This window comes from Peribacillus sp. Bi134 (genome assembly GCF_918698065.1).
Taxonomy (GTDB): domain Bacteria; phylum Bacillota; class Bacilli; order Bacillales; family DSM-1321; genus Peribacillus.
Genome location: NZ_CAKKLN010000002.1, coordinates 237,670 through 253,926 on the forward strand (window position 1 = coordinate 237,670; position 16,257 = coordinate 253,926).

The following is a 16,257-nucleotide window of genomic DNA, read 5'->3' on the forward strand; positions in this document are numbered from 1 at the left end:
GATGGATTGGAACACGATGCTTTCTTATGATTGGGGAGCGATGATGCCAGAATTCATCATCCTTGGAACAACCATGATTCTTTCGATATTGGATTTATTCTGGCCAAAGCACTTTAATCGGAGAAAACTGGCATGGCTCGCGCTAACCGGAATCATTTTGGCATGTTTGTCACTGATTAGCCTGCTATCCTTTGAGACAGTCAGTATCTTATCCGATACGTTTCGTTTGGATTCATTTGCAAAAGCTTTTAAGCTGCTGCTGTTATTAGGAGCGGCCCTAATCATCCTTCTGGCTGAAGGATATGAACCGCAAGAGGGGCTGCGGGAGCACCGGGGGGAATTTTATTATCTATTCCTGACCGCTTTGCTTGGAGCGATGGTCATGTCCTCAAGCGGTGATTTGATAACGCTGTTCGTTGGACTGGAACTGCTTTCACTTTCATCTTATATATTGGTCGGAATACGCAAGCATGATCGGAAGTCCAACGAAGCGTCCATGAAGTATGTAATAAACGGAGGCATTTCCACAGCGATCACTTTATTTGGGATGAGCTATTTATATGGAGTGACCGGTTCCGTCAATCTAGGCGAAATGAGCCGGACGATGGCTGCGATGACAGACGGACAGCTGCAATACATCATGGGCCTCGCTTTCTTCATGGTGTTTGTAGGTATAGCCTTCAAGATAGCTGCCGCTCCATTTCATATGTGGGCGCCGGATGTGTACGAGGGGGCACCGACACCGGTCGCAGCCTTCTTGAGTGTAATTTCGAAAATGGCGGGTTTCGTCATCATCCTGCGCATTTTTCTCTCATTGTTCCTAACAGCTTCCGGTGATACGTTCGGAGCGCTCGACTTTTTGGAAAAAAATAATATCTATATAGCTTCGTTGGCGGGCCTGACGATCATCATTGGAAATGTGGTTGCGTTAAGGCAGCAAAATTTAAAACGATTATTCGCTTATTCAAGCATCGCCCATGCGGGTTACCTGCTTGTAGCGGTGGCCACATTGGGCGGGGGATATTTTCTCCTGGATACTGTCTGGTTTTACCTGATGGCTTATGTATTAATGAATATCGGTATATTCGCAGTCATTCAGCTTCTATCCAGCCAAAGTGGGTCAGAAGATATTAGCATTCTTGCAGGAATGGGGAGGAAATCACCTTATCTTGCCATGGCATTCACCGTATTTATCCTGTCGCTTGCTGGAATCCCCGGTACGACAGGTTTCATTGGCAAACTTAATATTTTTCTTGGAACATTCATAACGGAGCCTGGACATTTTGTCCTTGCGGGAATCATGATTGCAGGTACCATTGTATCCTATGTGTATTATTTCGGCTTATTGGTTCAGGTCTTTTTCCGACCGATTCATTCAGAGAAGGTCATTAAAATCCGTCCGGGTCTTTACATTGTGTTGATCATTTGCGTAATAGGCACCATACTTTTCGGGGTGGCGCCCAATATTGCCTTTGATTTTATTCATGATCAATTTGGCGAATTTACAGACTTTATTTCAAGTAAATGATATAATGCCTGTATCAGAGGCTTGTTCCATTGGATCAAGCCTCTATTTACAGTTTTAAAAAGATATTTTGCAATTCTTCCTTTTAAATTCCAAATATGAAGGGGTTTTGTGTTAGAATAGAATTCGGGTGTCTTTTAGGAGGTATGTACATGTTTTCAGCAATGGGACAGCAGGCTTTAACAGGAATAATTGCACACTTGTTTTTCATCGCAGTTACCTGGTGGGCTCTCCAGGCATTACATTTTGATAAAATATTAAGATCCAATTCTGTCATCAAGGCAAGGGTTTTATATATTTTATTAACGGTTGCCATCGGTTCAGTTGTAAGTAATTTCTTCCTCGACTACCTGGGATTTGCAAATCAACTTCCGTATATGTTTAGTAATGACTGATATGCTGTAAGAATTTTCTTATAGCAAAATATGATTCTACTCTTGTATTCGCTTTTGCTTCCTGCCAGTATAAGGGGAAGTTGTCACCAATTGTCGGAAAACTCGAAGTATGATCTCTCTCCTTATGGAAAGAATGTGTAAAAGGGGAGGGATTTAACATGTTTAATTTAAACAAAAAAATGTTATCATACATAGTATTTCTCGGTTTGATGGTGATTTTAATAGGGAATAGTACGATTGTGGCAGAAAGCAAACCAGATATAGTTAAATTGGTGGGACTGTTACAAAAAGATAAAGATTTAGACATAGGCGATTGGTCTGTACTCACTAGAGAAATAAATAAAGAGATTACAACTAAACAAGAGTTTGAAAACGAAGTTACAGCTTTAAAACGAAAATACCCTCAATTTCAATGGCACCGGAAAGATGATGCTTCCGGCTGGAAGGCAGAGGCGTTAACTTACAATGTCGATTCAGGTCTGACCGAGTCTATCAAAATAATGACAACGGAAGAGAAATTTGATAAAGTTACCTATGTTATTTACGAAGTGGAGGGGAAAAAGTGGAAGAAAGCCAATGCGGCATTTTTTACTGCTACGTTCCAAAACAGGGTGAATGACCTATTTATAGGAACTCCTTCAATTTTTTCTTGTATTAAAGGGTCTATCAATGATAATATGGATTCGGTTTTAAGCTCTAAAACTGAAGACCTGTTAGATATGTTCCAAGCAAGGGAAATTGAGAGTGTGCATGAAACAAACTTTACATCTATATCTGCACATTCAACATTGTTTAAACAACCTTTGACAAAAGAAAAATTAAATTTGCAGTTTGGGCTACGGACAGAAGGATTGGGTGACCGAACGAACTTTGTAGTTGGCACACCAATCATAACGTTTGAATATTAATATAGAGAAAATGGACGCGGAGGGGAATACTTTTGGAAAAAATCATCGTCCGCGGCGGAAAAAGGCTTAGCGGGACAGTTAAAGTAGAAGGTGCTAAAAACGCCGTTTTGCCAGTTATCGCTGCAACATTATTAGCAAGTGATGGGAAAAGTATCATTAAAGATGTTCCTACGCTCTCCGATGTATATACAATCAATGAAGTATTGCGCAACTTAAATGCAGATGTTGCCTTTCATGACAATCAAGTAACTGTAGATGCATCAAGAGAGTTATTAGAAGAAGCACCATTTGAATATGTACGCAAAATGAGAGCTTCCGTTTTAGTGATGGGCTCATTACTAGCAAGGAATGGCCGGGCCCGAGTTGCTCTTCCTGGTGGCTGTGCCATCGGATCACGTCCTATCGACCAGCATTTAAAGGGCTTTGAAGCGATGGGAGCAAAAGTGAAGGTCGGCAATGGTTTCATTGATGCCGAGGTTGAAGGCAGACTTAAGGGTGCAAGAGTGTATCTTGACTTCCCGAGTGTGGGTGCCACTGAAAACATCATGATGGCAGCAACACTTGCTGAAGGTATAACTATTCTTGAAAATGTGGCCAAAGAGCCTGAAATTGTAGATCTTGCGAATCTCCTTAATAAAATGGGTGCCAAAGTCAGAGGTGCCGGTACTGGTACGATGAGAATCGAAGGTGTCGATAAATTATATGGCACTGAACATACGATTATACCTGACCGTATCGAAGCTGGTACATTCATGACTGCGGCCGCTCTTACTGGCGGCAATGTTCTTGTTCAAGGAGCTGTACCTGAACACCTTACTTCCCTTATTGCCAAAATGGAGGAAATGGGTGTTGAAATTCTTGAAGAAGAAGATGGATTACGCGTTATCGGTCCAAAAACCTTGAAGGCCATTGATATCAAAACAATGCCACATCCTGGTTTCCCGACTGATATGCAATCGCAAATGATGGCATTACTACTTCGTGCTGAAGGAACAAGCATGATTACGGAGACAGTTTTCGAAAACCGTTTTATGCATGTTGAAGAATTCCGTCGCATGAATGCCAATATTAAAATAGAAGGTCGTTCCGTTATCGTTAACGGACCAACTAACATTCAAGGTGCTGAAGTAGCTGCAACAGATTTACGTGCCGCGGCAGCGCTCATCCTGACTGGATTGGTTGCAGATGGCATTACACGTGTTACAGAATTGAAGCATCTTGACAGAGGGTACGTGAATTTCCATGGTAAATTGGCATCTCTAGGTGCTGATGTGGAACGTATTAACGAAGATGTACCTGCTGAAACAAAAAAAATCGCAGATTTAAACGCATAAGTTAGCTTATAAAACCATTCACGTTCGAGTCATTGAACCGTGAATGGTTTTTTTTTGTCTTGTTCCTGGTTCATCGCCTACAGTTAAATAGTTGTCGTTTTTCTATTCATAAAAGCTTGTCCTTCGACATACATTTGTTATGTAAAGATGATACCTGCTGAATGCGATTTACGGCAGAGAAAACAAGTGTAGGGAGGCTCAGGAATTTGAAAGCAATCAAACCGATGATCGTACTATTCATAGCAGTAGCATTCGTAATTATCATGATTCCAGCAGTGCTTGTGCTTCCATTTTCAAATGAAAAGACAAGTGGGCAATTGACCGAAGAGTTGGAAAAGAAAGTGAAGAATGAGGGTAAAGAGGTAGCTGCAAATGAAATGAGTTCCGTAGAAGTTGCCGTTTACCGCACATCTGCAAAAAAGATTGAAAAACTGCCGATTGAATCGTACTTGACTGGTGTGGTTGCAGCTGAAATGCCAGCAGATTTTGAAGAAGAAGCGCTGAAGGCACAAGCATTGACAGCGAGAACCTACATTGTCAATCAGCTCATAAGCGAAAGTCGATTAGGCTTGCCTGAAGGTGCCGATGTAAGCGATACGGTCATGCACCAAGTTTATAAGAATAATGATGAGCTGAAAAAACAGTGGGGCTCTGATTATAAATCGAAGATGCAAAAAATCAACAAGGCTATAAAGGAAACGGCCGGTCAAATCTTAACCTATGAAGGAAAACCGATTACTGCTACTTTTTTTTCGACCAGCAATGGCTATACGGAGAATTCAGAGGACTATTGGCAAGCTGAATTTCCCTATTTAAAAAGTGTATCCAGTCCATGGGATAAAGAAGAATCACCAAAATTTTATAATAAAGTTGTCGTCGATACTGCAGATTTTGAAAAAAAGCTGGGTGTAAGTCTTTCTTCGGGAACATCTATAGGGACTGTCATTGAAAGAACATCGGGTAATCGCGTAGGTGTAGTGGAAATCGGAGGAAAGAAAATGACAGGAAAACAGATTCGTGAGAAGCTCGGGCTGACATCATCCGATTTTGACTGGGAGCGTCAAGGCAACCAGATTGTCATCACGACAAAAGGGTCCGGACACGGAGTTGGAATGAGCCAGTACGGTGCTAATGGCATGGCCAGGGAAGGAAAAACCTATGAAGACATCGTTAAATATTATTATAAAGGCGTCAAAGTTCAGTCTTCAAGTAAGTGGCTGAATACGATGACGGCAAAAAAATGAGAGATGGGGATCCCATCTCTCATTTTTTTTCGTTTAATTTTTCTATAATCGTCAAAAAGCCCCGTTTACGCTTGAAATAATGATATTGGACATGAAAATAGACTGCAGCCACTCCAATGATATCCTTAATGACATCTATTAAGGTAGAGGAGCGGTATGGGACGAAAGATTGGTGGTATTCATCAATAACACCGTAAAGGCAAGCTACAAGGGCAGCCAACAGGCTTAAACCTGCTTTCATTTTTTGGTTTGCGGCAAGGGCCGAAACTAATAATATATACAAAAGGGCAAATTCGACCAGATGAAGTGCCTCTTTGATAAATCGGTCAATTGAGGATGAGGGAAGATCAAGAATCATATCATCGGGGTTGCTCGACATTATCCAAATGGCAATCATATATAGGAAAGGCAATAACGTTAACACAAGTTTAAAAGCTTTTTTCATGATTTAAACATCCTTCAACAGTAAGATATCAAACATTTTACCATTCTGCGAATAAAATCGGTTTCATTTCCACAAAATAAATCTAAAAAAATTTTTTCCTGAATGTATATAATCTTGGCAAAATGTTCAGAATGATTGCTGAGGTGATTAATATGAGAGAGGAAGAAAAGAAACCAACTTCCACAATCCGACGTATACTAAAACAACGTTGGGCATTATCAGCAATCTATATCGCAAGTGCAGCCATAATCTTAGCCGCGGCCTTCTTATTACAAAATAGTTTTAATGATTCAGCTAAAGATGGCAATGAGGAATCAGCTGAAACAGGAAAAAACTATGGTGAGCCTTCTGTAGAGGTTAATAGTAATCTTGAGACAATCAAGATGCCTGTAGCCGATGCAGATAAAACGGTTATCAAGAAACAGTTTTATGATGTGAATGCGGATGAAAAGGCACAAGAAGAAGCATTGGTTTTCTACAACAATAGATATGAGCAAAATAAAGGTATAGACATTGCAATGGAAGATGGAAAGTCTTTCGATGTAAAAGCTTCCTTAAGTGGAAATGTAACGAAAGTTCAAGACGATGCGTTGCTTGGAAATTTAGTTGAAGTTGAGCATGAAGATGGTGTCGTTACCCGTTATCAATCTGTTAAAGACATTAAGGTTGCAGTCGGTGACAAAGTGAAACAAGGACAAGCAATTGCTACAGCTGGAAAAAGCCAAATCAATGAAGAGGCTGGCGTACATGTCCACTTCGAAATCAGAAAAGATAACATTGCGTTAAACCCACTTGATTTTGTTGATAAACAAGCTTCTGCGATCCAATCGGCAACTGAAGCCGAGGGCAGTGAACTTGAAAATTCAGGTAATAAAGAAGAAACACCTGCAGTCGAAGGATCTGAAGCTGATAAAGAAGAAACGCCTGCAGTCGAAGAGTCTGAAACTGGCACAGAAGAAGCTCCTGCAGTCGAAGAGTCTGAAACTGGCACAGAAGAAACTCCTGCAGTTGACGAATCTGAAGAGGGCACTGATTTAGAGAATGGCACTGATGAGGAAGGCTCTGTCCCTGGTGAAGATACAACTGAAGAAAGCGATTCCTTAAAAGATTCGTTAAATCAATCTAATTAAAATTAAGATTTTTAATAAAATCAAAACAAAAACCTAGAACGTTACGAATGACAACAACTGAAAATTTGGTAAAAGGAAGCCGTTCACTTTGAACGGCTTCCTTTTTTTCTTTCGAGGAAATATTGGACAATATGCTGAAACCTTTGAATTTCTGACAAATTTCTCGGGAAATAATTTGCTCTTAAGGAAAAGAAATAGATGAAAATCATAAATAAATCCAAACCTCCTGTCCCATTAGGCATATATTCTTAACCAAGCTAATAAGATGTTATAAACCATGCAAAGAGAGTGTTTGAGGTGAGGAATCGTTTATTACAAATTATCTAATAGGTGAATAATTCTATCTTTCATTGTTTATAGGGCAGCGGTATTCGATTCGAAAAATACGAATCTCATTTCACACTTCTCACATCCAATTTGGGGAGGTCGAGTGGTGTGCACGATTACATCAAAGAAAGAACTATCAAGATAGGAAAGTATATCGTGGAAACTAGAAAAACAGTCCGCGTCATTGCAAAAGAGTTCGGGGTCTCTAAAAGCACAGTGCATAAAGACTTAACTGAGAGGCTGCCAGAAATTAATCCTGATTTGGCTAACGAAGTGAAGGATATATTGGATTATCATAAATCCATTCGTCACCTTAGAGGCGGAGAAGCGACAAAATTAAAATATAAACGTTCTGAAAGAGAAGAAGAAATCGTTAAATGATACTTGAATCATTCCGGCAATTGGAAGTGAATCGGGCAATCGGGTAATGAATGAGGGGACATGAAAGTGAGTGTCAGCTCTTTTCTCAACCTTGTTGCGGTTCCATGCCGGGATTTCTTTATGGGGAAATAAGGAAATGTAGTACATAAGGCACCGGATTTTTTTACATATTGGCAAATTAGGAAATAATAGTCTATATTAGTGTTTATTTATAATTCATACTTACTTGTGTCAATGCAATATGGTAAAATAAACAATTAGGACAGAAGTAGGTTATATGTGAGGATATTCAAGGAGGATTTAAGAAATGTTTGCTAGAGATATTGGGATAGACCTTGGAACAGCCAATGTTCTTATACATGTCAAAGGTAAAGGAATTGTGTTAAATGAGCCTTCGGTAGTTGCGATTGATAAGAATACGAACCGTGTTCTTGCCGTCGGTGAGGAAGCTCGTAAAATGGTAGGCCGTACTCCAGGAAACATCATCGCAATCCGACCTTTAAAAGACGGTGTCATTGCGGATTTTGATGTAACAGAATCGATGCTTAAGCATTTTATCAATACATTGAATGTGAAAGGCTTCCTTTCAAAGCCTAGAATTTTAATCTGCTGCCCGACCAACATAACAAGTGTCGAACAAAAGGCGATTAAAGAAGCTGCCGAAAAAAGCGGTGGAAAGAAAGTATTCCTTGAAGAAGAACCAAAAGTGGCTGCAATCGGTGCCGGCATGGATATTTTTCAACCAAGCGGCAATATGGTCGTGGACATTGGCGGAGGTACAACGGATATTGCCGTTCTTTCAATGGGGGATATCGTTACATCTTCTTCTATCAAAATGGCCGGTGACAAATTCGATAATGAAATTTTAAATTATGTCAAACGGAAGTATAAGCTCCTCATTGGTGAACGTACAGCGGAAAACATTAAAATCCAGGTTGCGACCGTCTTCCCTGGATCTCGTAATGAAGTCATCGATATCCGTGGGCGCGATATGGTATCGGGATTGCCTAGAACCATTTCGGTCAATTCAGAAGAAATTGAGGAGGCTCTCCGCGAGCAGGTTTCCATCATTGTACAAGCTGCAAAAAGCGTACTTGAGCGGACGCCGCCAGAACTTTCTGCTGATATCATCGACCGCGGCGTCATTTTAACAGGCGGGGGAGCATTGCTTCACGGGATTGATTTACTTCTTGCCGAAGAGCTTAAGGTCCCAGTACTCGTTGCCGAGCAGCCAATGGATTGTGTAGCAATCGGAACCGGTATCATGCTTGATAATATGGATAAATTGCCACGGCACAAATTCAACTAAAAAGCGGATGGAAATCCGCATCATAAGATAGGGGTCTAAGGTTCAGACAAACGTGAGGCATAGTGAAAGTCGTGCAGTTCTAGTACTGATGAGCAATAGGCCCTCTTCTTTTAGTCGAAAATTTAACACCATTCCTTTAAATTTGACCTTGCCTACGATATAGACAAATTCTTCTGCCTAATGCTTTTCCTTTTCCTTAACATACTGATGTTCATGTCCGATAAGATAGATATGAGAAATCGAACGGAATAAGTTATGTAGATTGAGGAGTGAAGAAGATGTTAAGAGGTTTTTATACGGCTGCTTCCGGGATGCTTACACAGCAAAGGCGCACAGAATTGCTCACAAACAATATGTCCAATACGAATACAACAGGGTATAAAGCGGATCAAATGAGCGTAAGGTCTTTTCCGGAAATGCTCATAAGCAACATAGGTGGTAAAACGGTTCCTACGGAGAACAAATTGAACATGACTAACTTATCCCAGGTTGGAGGGCTCAGTACGGGTGTTTACGTACAGGAGGCGAATCCTTTATTTACCCAGGGTACATTGGAGGAAACTCAGCTTAATACGGATATTTCCTTAGTTGATGACAATCTGCCGATCAATGAAGAAACGGGTCGGCAAGGATCGGTGTTTTTTACTGTCCAGGATGGGGATGGTGCTATCCGTTATACGCGTAACGGCAGTTTCACCCTGGATGGGCAAGGTTATCTGACCACGCCTTCGGGTCATTATGTATTGAACGAAAATAATGAAAAGATCAAGCTTGATAGCGATCAGTTCACAGTAGCGGAAAACGGTGTTATTTTAGAAGGAAATGTCCAAACCGCACGTATGGGCATCGGTTATTCGAATGCTCCGTCATTACAGCTCATGAAGGATGGGGAAGGCCTATATAAGGCTGTGAATGATGGGGATTTACCTAGCGCATACGTGGCTGCAGATGTCGGTTTTTCTACTAAGCAAGGCTTTCTTGAAGGCTCCAATGTTGACCAATCGAGAACGATGACAGAAATGATGTCGGCATACCGCTCTTTTGAAGCGAATCAGAAGGTTCTTCAAGCCTATGATAAAAGTTTGGATAAAGCAGTCAATGAGGTTGGCAGGCTTTAATTGAACAGTAGAAAAAATGATTTTGGAAATTTGAACATGTAAGGGGAAAAACCATGAATCGGACGATGATGACGGCGACGAATACGCTGAACCAACTTCAAAATAAAATCGATCATATAAGTAATAATATCGCGAATGTGGACACGACTGCCTACAAAAAGACCCAAACGAGCTTCAATGACTTATTGACACAGAGTTTCAATAATCAACCGAGTGAGACCAAGGAAAAAGGAAGGTTGACCACACCGGGCATCCGGCAGGGAACAGGTGCCAAGATAAGCCAATCTCAATTGGTGCTTTCACAGGGACCCTTAAAGACGACGGATCGCAACCTTGATGCTGCATTCACCCGTGAGGACCAATTCTTCACAGTAAGCGTTCAGGGTGAAAATGGGGTCAATACAAGGCTAACAAGGGATGGTGCCTTTTATTTATCTCCTAATGGTAACGACCAAATGTTGCTCGTTACCTCTGCAGGACATAAAGTCCTTGATGAAAATGGTGAACCGATCCTCATTGAGGGAAATATTAAAGACATTAAGATTTCGGAAACTGGTTTATTGATAGTGGATACGGAAGAATATGGAAAACGGAATTTTGGTCTCGGGATCGTCTCGGTAAAAAACCCCCAATTTCTTGACCGCTTAGGCGGAAATTTACTTGGTATGCCCGAAAACTTCAATTCCTTGGGTGTTACTGAAGACGATATCATGACTGCACTAACAGGGGATTCCCGTAACCAGGCAGCAGTTCAACAAGGCACTCTGGAGTCCTCGAATGTCGATCTTTCCAAAGAAATGACGGATCTAATCAATGTTCAGCGGTCTTACCAATTTCAATCGCGAGCGGTAACGATGGCTGATCAAATGAGCGGATTAGTCAATGGAATCCGTTAAGGTATCTGGTAAATAAAATGTCTCCCTGCGGAATTAGAGCAAATCGGTTATAATGAATTCATAACAAAGGAAATCATCGTGCCGATCATTTTGCATAGCTGCTGAATTTCTGATAGTGAAAATCAGTCGGCGAGTTTTCTTAAAAGGAGCTTTCACATTCTATATGGAACAAAATCGTGTAATGAGACAACAAATTGAAGAAGAGATAAAGGAAGTTGAGGCGAAACCGAATCGTAGAGTCAAGGTCCGTCTTTTACCGATTTGGCTTCGTTTACTCATTGTTATCGGATTGATTTTCATTGCTGTATTATCCGGGGCACTATTAGGATACAGTGTGATTGGAGGAGGACATGCAATGGATGTTTTCCAAAAATCCACATGGACCCATATTATTGATATAGTGAACAAGGGCGCGTAGTTCCATGTTTTTTTTGAAGTAGTTGCTGTCGTTAGCGGATTTATATTACATGGCAACTACGCCTCTGTCTTCATGACAGGGGCGAGTTTACGTTATGTTTGAAATATTTAAGTCATAGGAGGAAAAAGTATGCTTGATATCACACAAATAAAGGAAATTATTCCGCATCGTTACCCATTCTTATTAGTCGACCGGATCATTGAAATAGATGAAGGGAAAAGAGCGGTAGGATTGAAGAATGTCACAGCAAATGAAGAATTCTTTAATGGCCATTTCCCCGATTATCCAGTTATGCCTGGAGTTTTGATTGTAGAGGCATTAGCGCAAGTTGGCGCTGTAGCCGTTTTAAAACAGGAAGAATACAAAGGGCGGCTTGCATTTTTCGCTGGGATAGATAATTGCCGCTTTAAAAAGCAAGTAAAACCAGGTGATCAGCTGCGTCTGGAAGTGGAAATAGTGCGTATGAGAGGTTCAATGGGTAAAGGGAAAGCAGTGGCAACGGTAGATGGAGAAACAGCATGTGAAGCCGATATCATGTTTGCTTTTGGTGACAAATAGGATTCATTTTACGCGAAAGGGAAATGGGGTATTTTAACTATATATTTCAAAAATGGTTTAAGGAATCGTGAAGCGGTGTATATAAATAGCGCCGCATGCTTTTTTAAAGCAAGCGCGGTTTTAAGAACTATCTATCTCCCTTTGAATGCCGGACATTTTTATGTCCGGCATTTTTTAATGATTAAATTCAAATTAGAGGATTTTCTTTTTAAATTTAAAATAGGACGCAAGTTATTTTCACATTCGGGCAAAATAACTAATGATAAAGAAAGAAGGGAGGTTGCCAAAAATGATGAAGAAAATTTTTGCACTAATTGGGGGATCTTTATTATCTATTATGTTCCTTGCTGGATGTGGAACGGATAATGATGACAACAACAATCCCGCTCCAGAAAAAGATAACAACATCATTGAAGATGATAACAACAACGATAACGATGATGGCATGCTTGATAACGACAACAATAACGATGATGACATCCTTGAAAACGACGATAATAACAACGATAATAACGTCGATAATGATGCCGATGACTTGATTGAAGACGCTGAGAAAAAAGGCGACAACAATAAGTAATTAGCACGGAATGACAAAGACTGGCTTAGGTAAGAAGAGGATTAATATCCTTCTTCAGCTAAGTCAGTCTTTTTATATGCATTCGTTTAGGGGATGGGAATTAAAGGAAGGTTTTTATTTATTGGTTGCTAATTTAGGCTTTGAGCGGATTTTTTGCTTGAACTCATTTATTAATTCATCGCCGACGAGACCTTTTTGAACCAAATCTTCAAGAAGAAGTTCTGCATATTTGCTCCGTGTTTTTTGGATGTGACCAACGAATAGAAGGCTATAATGGCTGCCGACTTTTCTTATTGTGCGTAGTACAGTGTGAAACAAAGCCGGTTCATTATCCTTGTTGGTAATGACGGCCTGGATATACACCTCTCCGTTTATATCGGGAAGTGAAGGTTCAAGCTCTTTGAAATGATTTTCATCTACAAAGGCTTCCAGTAACCACGATCTAGCGTCGTTTTCTTTATTTATAATCAATCCATCTGTTAATACAATATCAATCAAGTTAAAATTTTCAGTTACAATTTGCAACGAGATCAATTTAAATGATTTCATCTAATTCCTCCGTTTCTTGCAAGAAAGAGCGGTAATTACCTCTCTTAAACGTAAATTTTGAAATAGTACATATCGATAAATCCTTTTAAAGGTAATTATATCATACTAAAAAAAAGTTCCTTAATGAAATGAATACCCAACATTTGTCTAAATTATGAAGGATAGAATAAAAATTTGCAAAATATTTAATTTTGTTAACTATTCGTTTTTCACCTAATTTTAATCAATAAAAAATGGTTTTGCATCATTTCAAACGGTTTTTTATGAAGAAAAATGGTGTATTAAGGCTATTTCCTTCATTTTTTAATCGATGGAAGAAAGAGTATGATAAAAGCATATTAAAGAGGAAGGAGTGAAAAAATGATTAACCAAGTTACCCTCGTCGGCAGGCTTACGAAGGATCCCGAATTAAGACACACACCTGATGGCAAGGCTGTTTCCAATATCACTTTAGCAGTCAACCGGAACTTTCGTAATACTGTCGGTAACTATGAGGCCGACTTTGTACAGTGTATCATATGGAAAAAGTCTGCTGAAAATACTGCTCAATATTGTAAAAAAGGTGCCATAATCGGCATAACTGGCAGAATACAAACAAGGAGATATGAAAATCAGGAGGGTAAATATGTATATGTAACTGAAGTGGTCGCCGAGAGGGTTCAATTCATTGGGTCTAAACAAAATGATGTTAAGCCCAAGGAATTTGAACATATTGGTTTATAGTTTTGGGCATGACGACAGGACAGAAGCAAGATTGTTATGCAGTAGTGGAAAAAAACATTAGTGATATATTCCGTCAATAATAGGAACGATCAATTTTATGCTTAAAACATAGGGAACAAAAAAAGTATTTATATGACCATAATGAAAAATAACTGTACAGAATTTCAACAATATTTATAAAATTCATTTTCATCAATTCATTCCCCCTAAGCTAATATAGCCTCTTCCTCGGCTGGAAACCCCGATTTACCCTCAATAAAATCGATTTATCTGTTTCCCCTCTTGTAATGACTGTAAATTTGCAGTCATTTTTTTTGTGCCAAAAAGTGCGTAAATAGGAAAAAATAAAAAATAATTCTGTTAAATTAGAATTTTTAGAAAATATATTGTAATATTTTAATTTTGATGCAATAATAAACCCAATAATATAATTGGAAAAAAAGTTATATATAGGAAGTGATTTGATGGACGAACCAATTATTAAGGTGAATGGGCTGCAAACCAGTTTTCGTACGGATGATGGGGTGATCCCTGTCGTGAATTCAATCGATTTTCATGTCAATCCTGGTGAGGTTTTAGGGATAGTGGGAGAATCGGGGTGCGGAAAAAGCGTTACTTCTCTGTCCATCATGGGTCTCGTTTCTTCACCGGCTGGTAAGGTGGAGGGAGAAATCCTTTTTAAAGGAGAGAACATCGCAAATGCCTCTGAAGCGAAAATGAGAAAAATTCGCGGGAATGATATAGCGATGATATTTCAGGAACCGATGACAAGCTTGAATCCCGTGTTCACTATTGGCGAGCAGTTGGTTGAGACGCTTCGGATACATAAAAAATGGAACAAAAAACAGGCCCGCCAAAGAGCGGTGGAAATGTTGAAGCTGGTTGGGCTTGGCCGTGCCGAGGAATTGCTCGATGAATATCCTCATCAGCTTTCAGGCGGAATGAGACAAAGGGTCATGATAGCAATGGCCATGATCTGTGAGCCGAAACTCCTAATAGCCGATGAACCGACAACGGCTTTGGATGTGACGATCCAGGCACAAATTCTAGAATTAATGAAGAATTTAAATAAAGAAACAGACACGGCAATCATGATGATTACCCATGATCTTGGGGTAGTTGCGCAAATGTGTGAACGTGTCATTGTCATGTATGCCGGCAAGGTAATAGAGGAAGGAAATGTGCAAACGATTTTCCAAAATCCTAAGCACCCTTATACGGTCGGTTTACTACAATCGATTCCGGATATGCGAATAAAGAAAGAGCGCCTTTACTCAATACCTGGTAATGTGCCAAAACCTGGGACAAGCAACCTCGGGTGCCAGTTTGCCCCTCGATGCTCACATGCCATGGAGCAATGTATAAATGAGACCCCGTCTCTATTGAAATTCGATGAGGGTCAGCATGTTCGCTGCTGGCTGTATGAAGATGGGAAAGGAGCTGCCTTGCATGAGTCAAACATTGGTTAAGGTAGAAAACCTAAAGAAGCATTTTCCGATTAAAGGAGGGGTTCTGGGAAAGACCATTGGAGAGGTCAAGGCAGTTGATGGTTTGTCTTTTTCCATTTATAAAGGGGAAACTTTAGGCCTTGTCGGTGAAAGCGGTTGCGGAAAGTCGACGACGGGAAGATTATTGCTTCGATTGCTTGAGCCAAGTGAGGGTAATGTTTATTTTGAAGGAAAGGACCTGACGGCTTTATCTGCCGGTGAAATGAGAAAGATGCGCCGTGAAATGCAGATGGTCTTTCAGGACCCATTCGCTTCTCTCAATCCCAGGCATACAATTGAAAAAATATTGGAAGAACCGCTCATCGTTCATGGGGTTAAAGATAAAAAGGCACGAAAATCCCGTGTACAGGAACTTCTTAGGGTTGTTGGCTTAAGCAGTTACCATGCTAAAAGGTATCCTCATCAATTCAGCGGGGGCCAGCGGCAGCGTATTGGCATCGCGAGGGCACTTGCAGTCAACCCTAAACTGATCATTGCAGATGAGCCGGTATCTGCACTGGATGTGTCGATCCAGGCCCAGGTCTTGAATCTGTTGCAGGATTTGCAGGAGGATTTTGATTTGACCTACTTGTTCATTGCCCATGATCTTGGGGTGGTAAGGCATATCTCCGACCGTGTCGGCGTCATGTATCTTGGACATATAGTTGAATTGACGGAAAGTGAAGGACTTTATGAAGATCCGCTTCACCCATATACGCAGGCTTTATTATCAGCGGTGCCGATCCCGGATGTGGAATACAAGGGGGATAGGGTAATCCTGCAGGGAGATGTTCCAAGCCCATCAAATCCGCCCGGCGGCTGTCCATTCCATACGAGATGTCCGAAGGCGATGGAAGAATGCAAAACGGAAAAGCCAATTCTGAATGAACATAAACCTGGTCACTACGTTGCTTGTCATTTATACAATTGACA

Annotated in this window: 18 protein-coding genes; 16 read left to right on the forward strand and 2 right to left on the reverse strand. The window is 40.4% G+C overall.

The window, feature by feature from the left end; genetic code table 11:
- The first annotated feature begins 1 nt into the window (after position 1).
- The 5 genes from nuoN to spoIID all read left to right on the forward strand — a co-directional run bounded on the left by nuoN (position 2) and on the right by spoIID (position 5,406).
- Positions 2–1,528: an NADH-quinone oxidoreductase subunit NuoN gene (nuoN, locus tag LQ188_RS04130; RefSeq protein ID WP_101223822.1), complete on the forward strand. Its 1,527-nt coding sequence runs from the start codon at positions 2–4 to the stop codon at positions 1,526–1,528.
- A 149-nt stretch (positions 1,529–1,677) separates the two neighbouring features.
- Positions 1,678–1,920, forward strand: coding sequence for a DUF1146 family protein (locus tag LQ188_RS04135; RefSeq protein ID WP_101223821.1), 243 nt, complete (start codon positions 1,678–1,680; stop codon positions 1,918–1,920).
- Between the two features lie 158 nt (positions 1,921–2,078).
- Positions 2,079–2,828 (forward strand): YwmB family TATA-box binding protein, encoded by a 750-nt coding sequence (locus tag LQ188_RS04140; protein ID WP_230176119.1) that lies wholly within the window; start codon positions 2,079–2,081, stop codon positions 2,826–2,828.
- A 32-nt stretch (positions 2,829–2,860) separates the two neighbouring features.
- Positions 2,861–4,162, forward strand: coding sequence for a UDP-N-acetylglucosamine 1-carboxyvinyltransferase (gene murA, locus LQ188_RS04145; protein ID WP_098371638.1), 1,302 nt, complete (start codon positions 2,861–2,863; stop codon positions 4,160–4,162).
- Positions 4,163–4,368: 206 nt separating this feature from the next.
- The gene (gene spoIID / locus LQ188_RS04150) at positions 4,369–5,406 is read left to right on the forward strand and encodes a stage II sporulation protein D (protein WP_230176120.1); all 1,038 of its coding nucleotides are present in this window, start codon (positions 4,369–4,371) and stop codon (positions 5,404–5,406) included.
- 19 nt (positions 5,407–5,425) lie between these two features.
- Here the strand turns inward: spoIID and LQ188_RS04155 are convergent, their stop codons facing one another.
- On the reverse strand, positions 5,426–5,851 hold the full coding sequence (locus LQ188_RS04155) for a VanZ family protein (protein ID WP_101223818.1): 426 nt from the start codon (positions 5,849–5,851) through the stop codon (positions 5,426–5,428).
- 152 nt (positions 5,852–6,003) lie between these two features.
- Between LQ188_RS04155 and LQ188_RS04160 the strand changes: the two genes are divergently transcribed.
- The 8 genes from LQ188_RS04160 to LQ188_RS04195 all read left to right on the forward strand — a co-directional run bounded on the left by LQ188_RS04160 (position 6,004) and on the right by LQ188_RS04195 (position 12,565).
- The gene (locus LQ188_RS04160; protein WP_230176121.1) at positions 6,004–6,981 is read left to right on the forward strand and encodes a M23 family metallopeptidase; all 978 of its coding nucleotides are present in this window, start codon (positions 6,004–6,006) and stop codon (positions 6,979–6,981) included.
- 435 nt (positions 6,982–7,416) lie between these two features.
- Entirely contained in the window at positions 7,417–7,689 is a 273-nt protein-coding gene (spoIIID, locus tag LQ188_RS04165) for a sporulation transcriptional regulator SpoIIID (RefSeq protein WP_034315767.1), read from the forward strand.
- 307 nt (positions 7,690–7,996) lie between these two features.
- Positions 7,997–8,998 carry a rod shape-determining protein gene (locus LQ188_RS04170; RefSeq protein ID WP_101223816.1) on the forward strand — a complete coding sequence of 334 codons (1,002 nt, stop codon included), beginning with the start codon at positions 7,997–7,999 and terminating at the stop codon, positions 8,996–8,998.
- 278 nt (positions 8,999–9,276) lie between these two features.
- The gene (locus LQ188_RS04175; RefSeq protein WP_101223815.1) at positions 9,277–10,116 is read left to right on the forward strand and encodes a flagellar hook-basal body protein; all 840 of its coding nucleotides are present in this window, start codon (positions 9,277–9,279) and stop codon (positions 10,114–10,116) included.
- Between the two features lie 53 nt (positions 10,117–10,169).
- Complete coding sequence (locus tag LQ188_RS04180) at positions 10,170–11,012, forward strand: flagellar hook-basal body protein (RefSeq protein ID WP_230176122.1); 843 nt, start codon at positions 10,170–10,172, stop codon at positions 11,010–11,012.
- Between the two features lie 163 nt (positions 11,013–11,175).
- The gene (locus LQ188_RS04185; RefSeq protein WP_101223813.1) at positions 11,176–11,430 is read left to right on the forward strand and encodes a DNA-directed RNA polymerase subunit beta; all 255 of its coding nucleotides are present in this window, start codon (positions 11,176–11,178) and stop codon (positions 11,428–11,430) included.
- 129 nt (positions 11,431–11,559) lie between these two features.
- Positions 11,560–11,988 (forward strand): 3-hydroxyacyl-ACP dehydratase FabZ, encoded by a 429-nt coding sequence (gene fabZ / locus LQ188_RS04190; protein WP_230176123.1) that lies wholly within the window; start codon positions 11,560–11,562, stop codon positions 11,986–11,988.
- A 289-nt stretch (positions 11,989–12,277) separates the two neighbouring features.
- A complete protein-coding gene (locus LQ188_RS04195) occupies positions 12,278–12,565 on the forward strand; it encodes a hypothetical protein (RefSeq protein ID WP_230176124.1) in 288 nt (95 codons plus the stop codon).
- Between the two features lie 114 nt (positions 12,566–12,679).
- Here the strand turns inward: LQ188_RS04195 and LQ188_RS04200 are convergent, their stop codons facing one another.
- Complete coding sequence (locus LQ188_RS04200) at positions 12,680–13,114, reverse strand: YwpF family protein (protein WP_101223810.1); 435 nt, start codon at positions 13,112–13,114, stop codon at positions 12,680–12,682.
- A 360-nt stretch (positions 13,115–13,474) separates the two neighbouring features.
- Here LQ188_RS04200 and ssb point away from each other — a divergent pair, with 360 nt between their 5' ends.
- The 3 genes from ssb to LQ188_RS04215 all read left to right on the forward strand — a co-directional run bounded on the left by ssb (position 13,475) and on the right by LQ188_RS04215 (position 16,255).
- Entirely contained in the window at positions 13,475–13,837 is a 363-nt protein-coding gene (gene ssb, locus LQ188_RS04205; RefSeq protein ID WP_101223809.1) for a single-stranded DNA-binding protein, read from the forward strand.
- A gap of 464 nt (positions 13,838–14,301) precedes the next feature.
- A complete protein-coding gene (locus LQ188_RS04210) occupies positions 14,302–15,306 on the forward strand; it encodes an ABC transporter ATP-binding protein (RefSeq protein ID WP_157831068.1) in 1,005 nt (334 codons plus the stop codon).
- On the forward strand, positions 15,287–16,255 hold the full coding sequence (locus LQ188_RS04215) for a dipeptide ABC transporter ATP-binding protein (RefSeq protein ID WP_230176125.1): 969 nt from the start codon (positions 15,287–15,289) through the stop codon (positions 16,253–16,255). The genes LQ188_RS04210 and LQ188_RS04215 overlap by 20 nt, the downstream gene beginning before the upstream one ends.
- The last annotated feature ends 2 nt before the right edge of the window (positions 16,256–16,257 follow it).

Bases quoted from the DNA above. Each gene is read 5' to 3' on its own strand.
- nuoN (WP_101223822.1), top strand. From the start codon at position 2: ATGGATTGGAACACGATGCTTTCTTATGATTGGGGAGCGATGATGCCA.
- LQ188_RS04135 (WP_101223821.1), top strand. From the start codon at position 1,678: ATGTTTTCAGCAATGGGACAGCAGGCTTTAACAGGAATAATTGCACAC.
- LQ188_RS04140 (WP_230176119.1), top strand. From the start codon at position 2,079: ATGTTTAATTTAAACAAAAAAATGTTATCATACATAGTATTTCTCGGT.
- LQ188_RS04155 (WP_101223818.1), bottom strand. From the start codon at position 5,851: ATGAAAAAAGCTTTTAAACTTGTGTTAACGTTATTGCCTTTCCTATAT.
- LQ188_RS04160 (WP_230176121.1), top strand. From the start codon at position 6,004: ATGAGAGAGGAAGAAAAGAAACCAACTTCCACAATCCGACGTATACTA.
- LQ188_RS04170 (WP_101223816.1), top strand. From the start codon at position 7,997: ATGTTTGCTAGAGATATTGGGATAGACCTTGGAACAGCCAATGTTCTT.
- LQ188_RS04175 (WP_101223815.1), top strand. From the start codon at position 9,277: ATGTTAAGAGGTTTTTATACGGCTGCTTCCGGGATGCTTACACAGCAA.
- LQ188_RS04180 (WP_230176122.1), top strand. From the start codon at position 10,170: ATGAATCGGACGATGATGACGGCGACGAATACGCTGAACCAACTTCAA.
- LQ188_RS04185 (WP_101223813.1), top strand. From the start codon at position 11,176: ATGGAACAAAATCGTGTAATGAGACAACAAATTGAAGAAGAGATAAAG.
- fabZ (WP_230176123.1), top strand. From the start codon at position 11,560: ATGCTTGATATCACACAAATAAAGGAAATTATTCCGCATCGTTACCCA.
- LQ188_RS04195 (WP_230176124.1), top strand. From the start codon at position 12,278: ATGATGAAGAAAATTTTTGCACTAATTGGGGGATCTTTATTATCTATT.
- LQ188_RS04200 (WP_101223810.1), bottom strand. From the start codon at position 13,114: ATGAAATCATTTAAATTGATCTCGTTGCAAATTGTAACTGAAAATTTT.
- ssb (WP_101223809.1), top strand. From the start codon at position 13,475: ATGATTAACCAAGTTACCCTCGTCGGCAGGCTTACGAAGGATCCCGAA.
- LQ188_RS04210 (WP_157831068.1), top strand. From the start codon at position 14,302: ATGGACGAACCAATTATTAAGGTGAATGGGCTGCAAACCAGTTTTCGT.
- LQ188_RS04215 (WP_230176125.1), top strand. From the start codon at position 15,287: ATGAGTCAAACATTGGTTAAGGTAGAAAACCTAAAGAAGCATTTTCCG.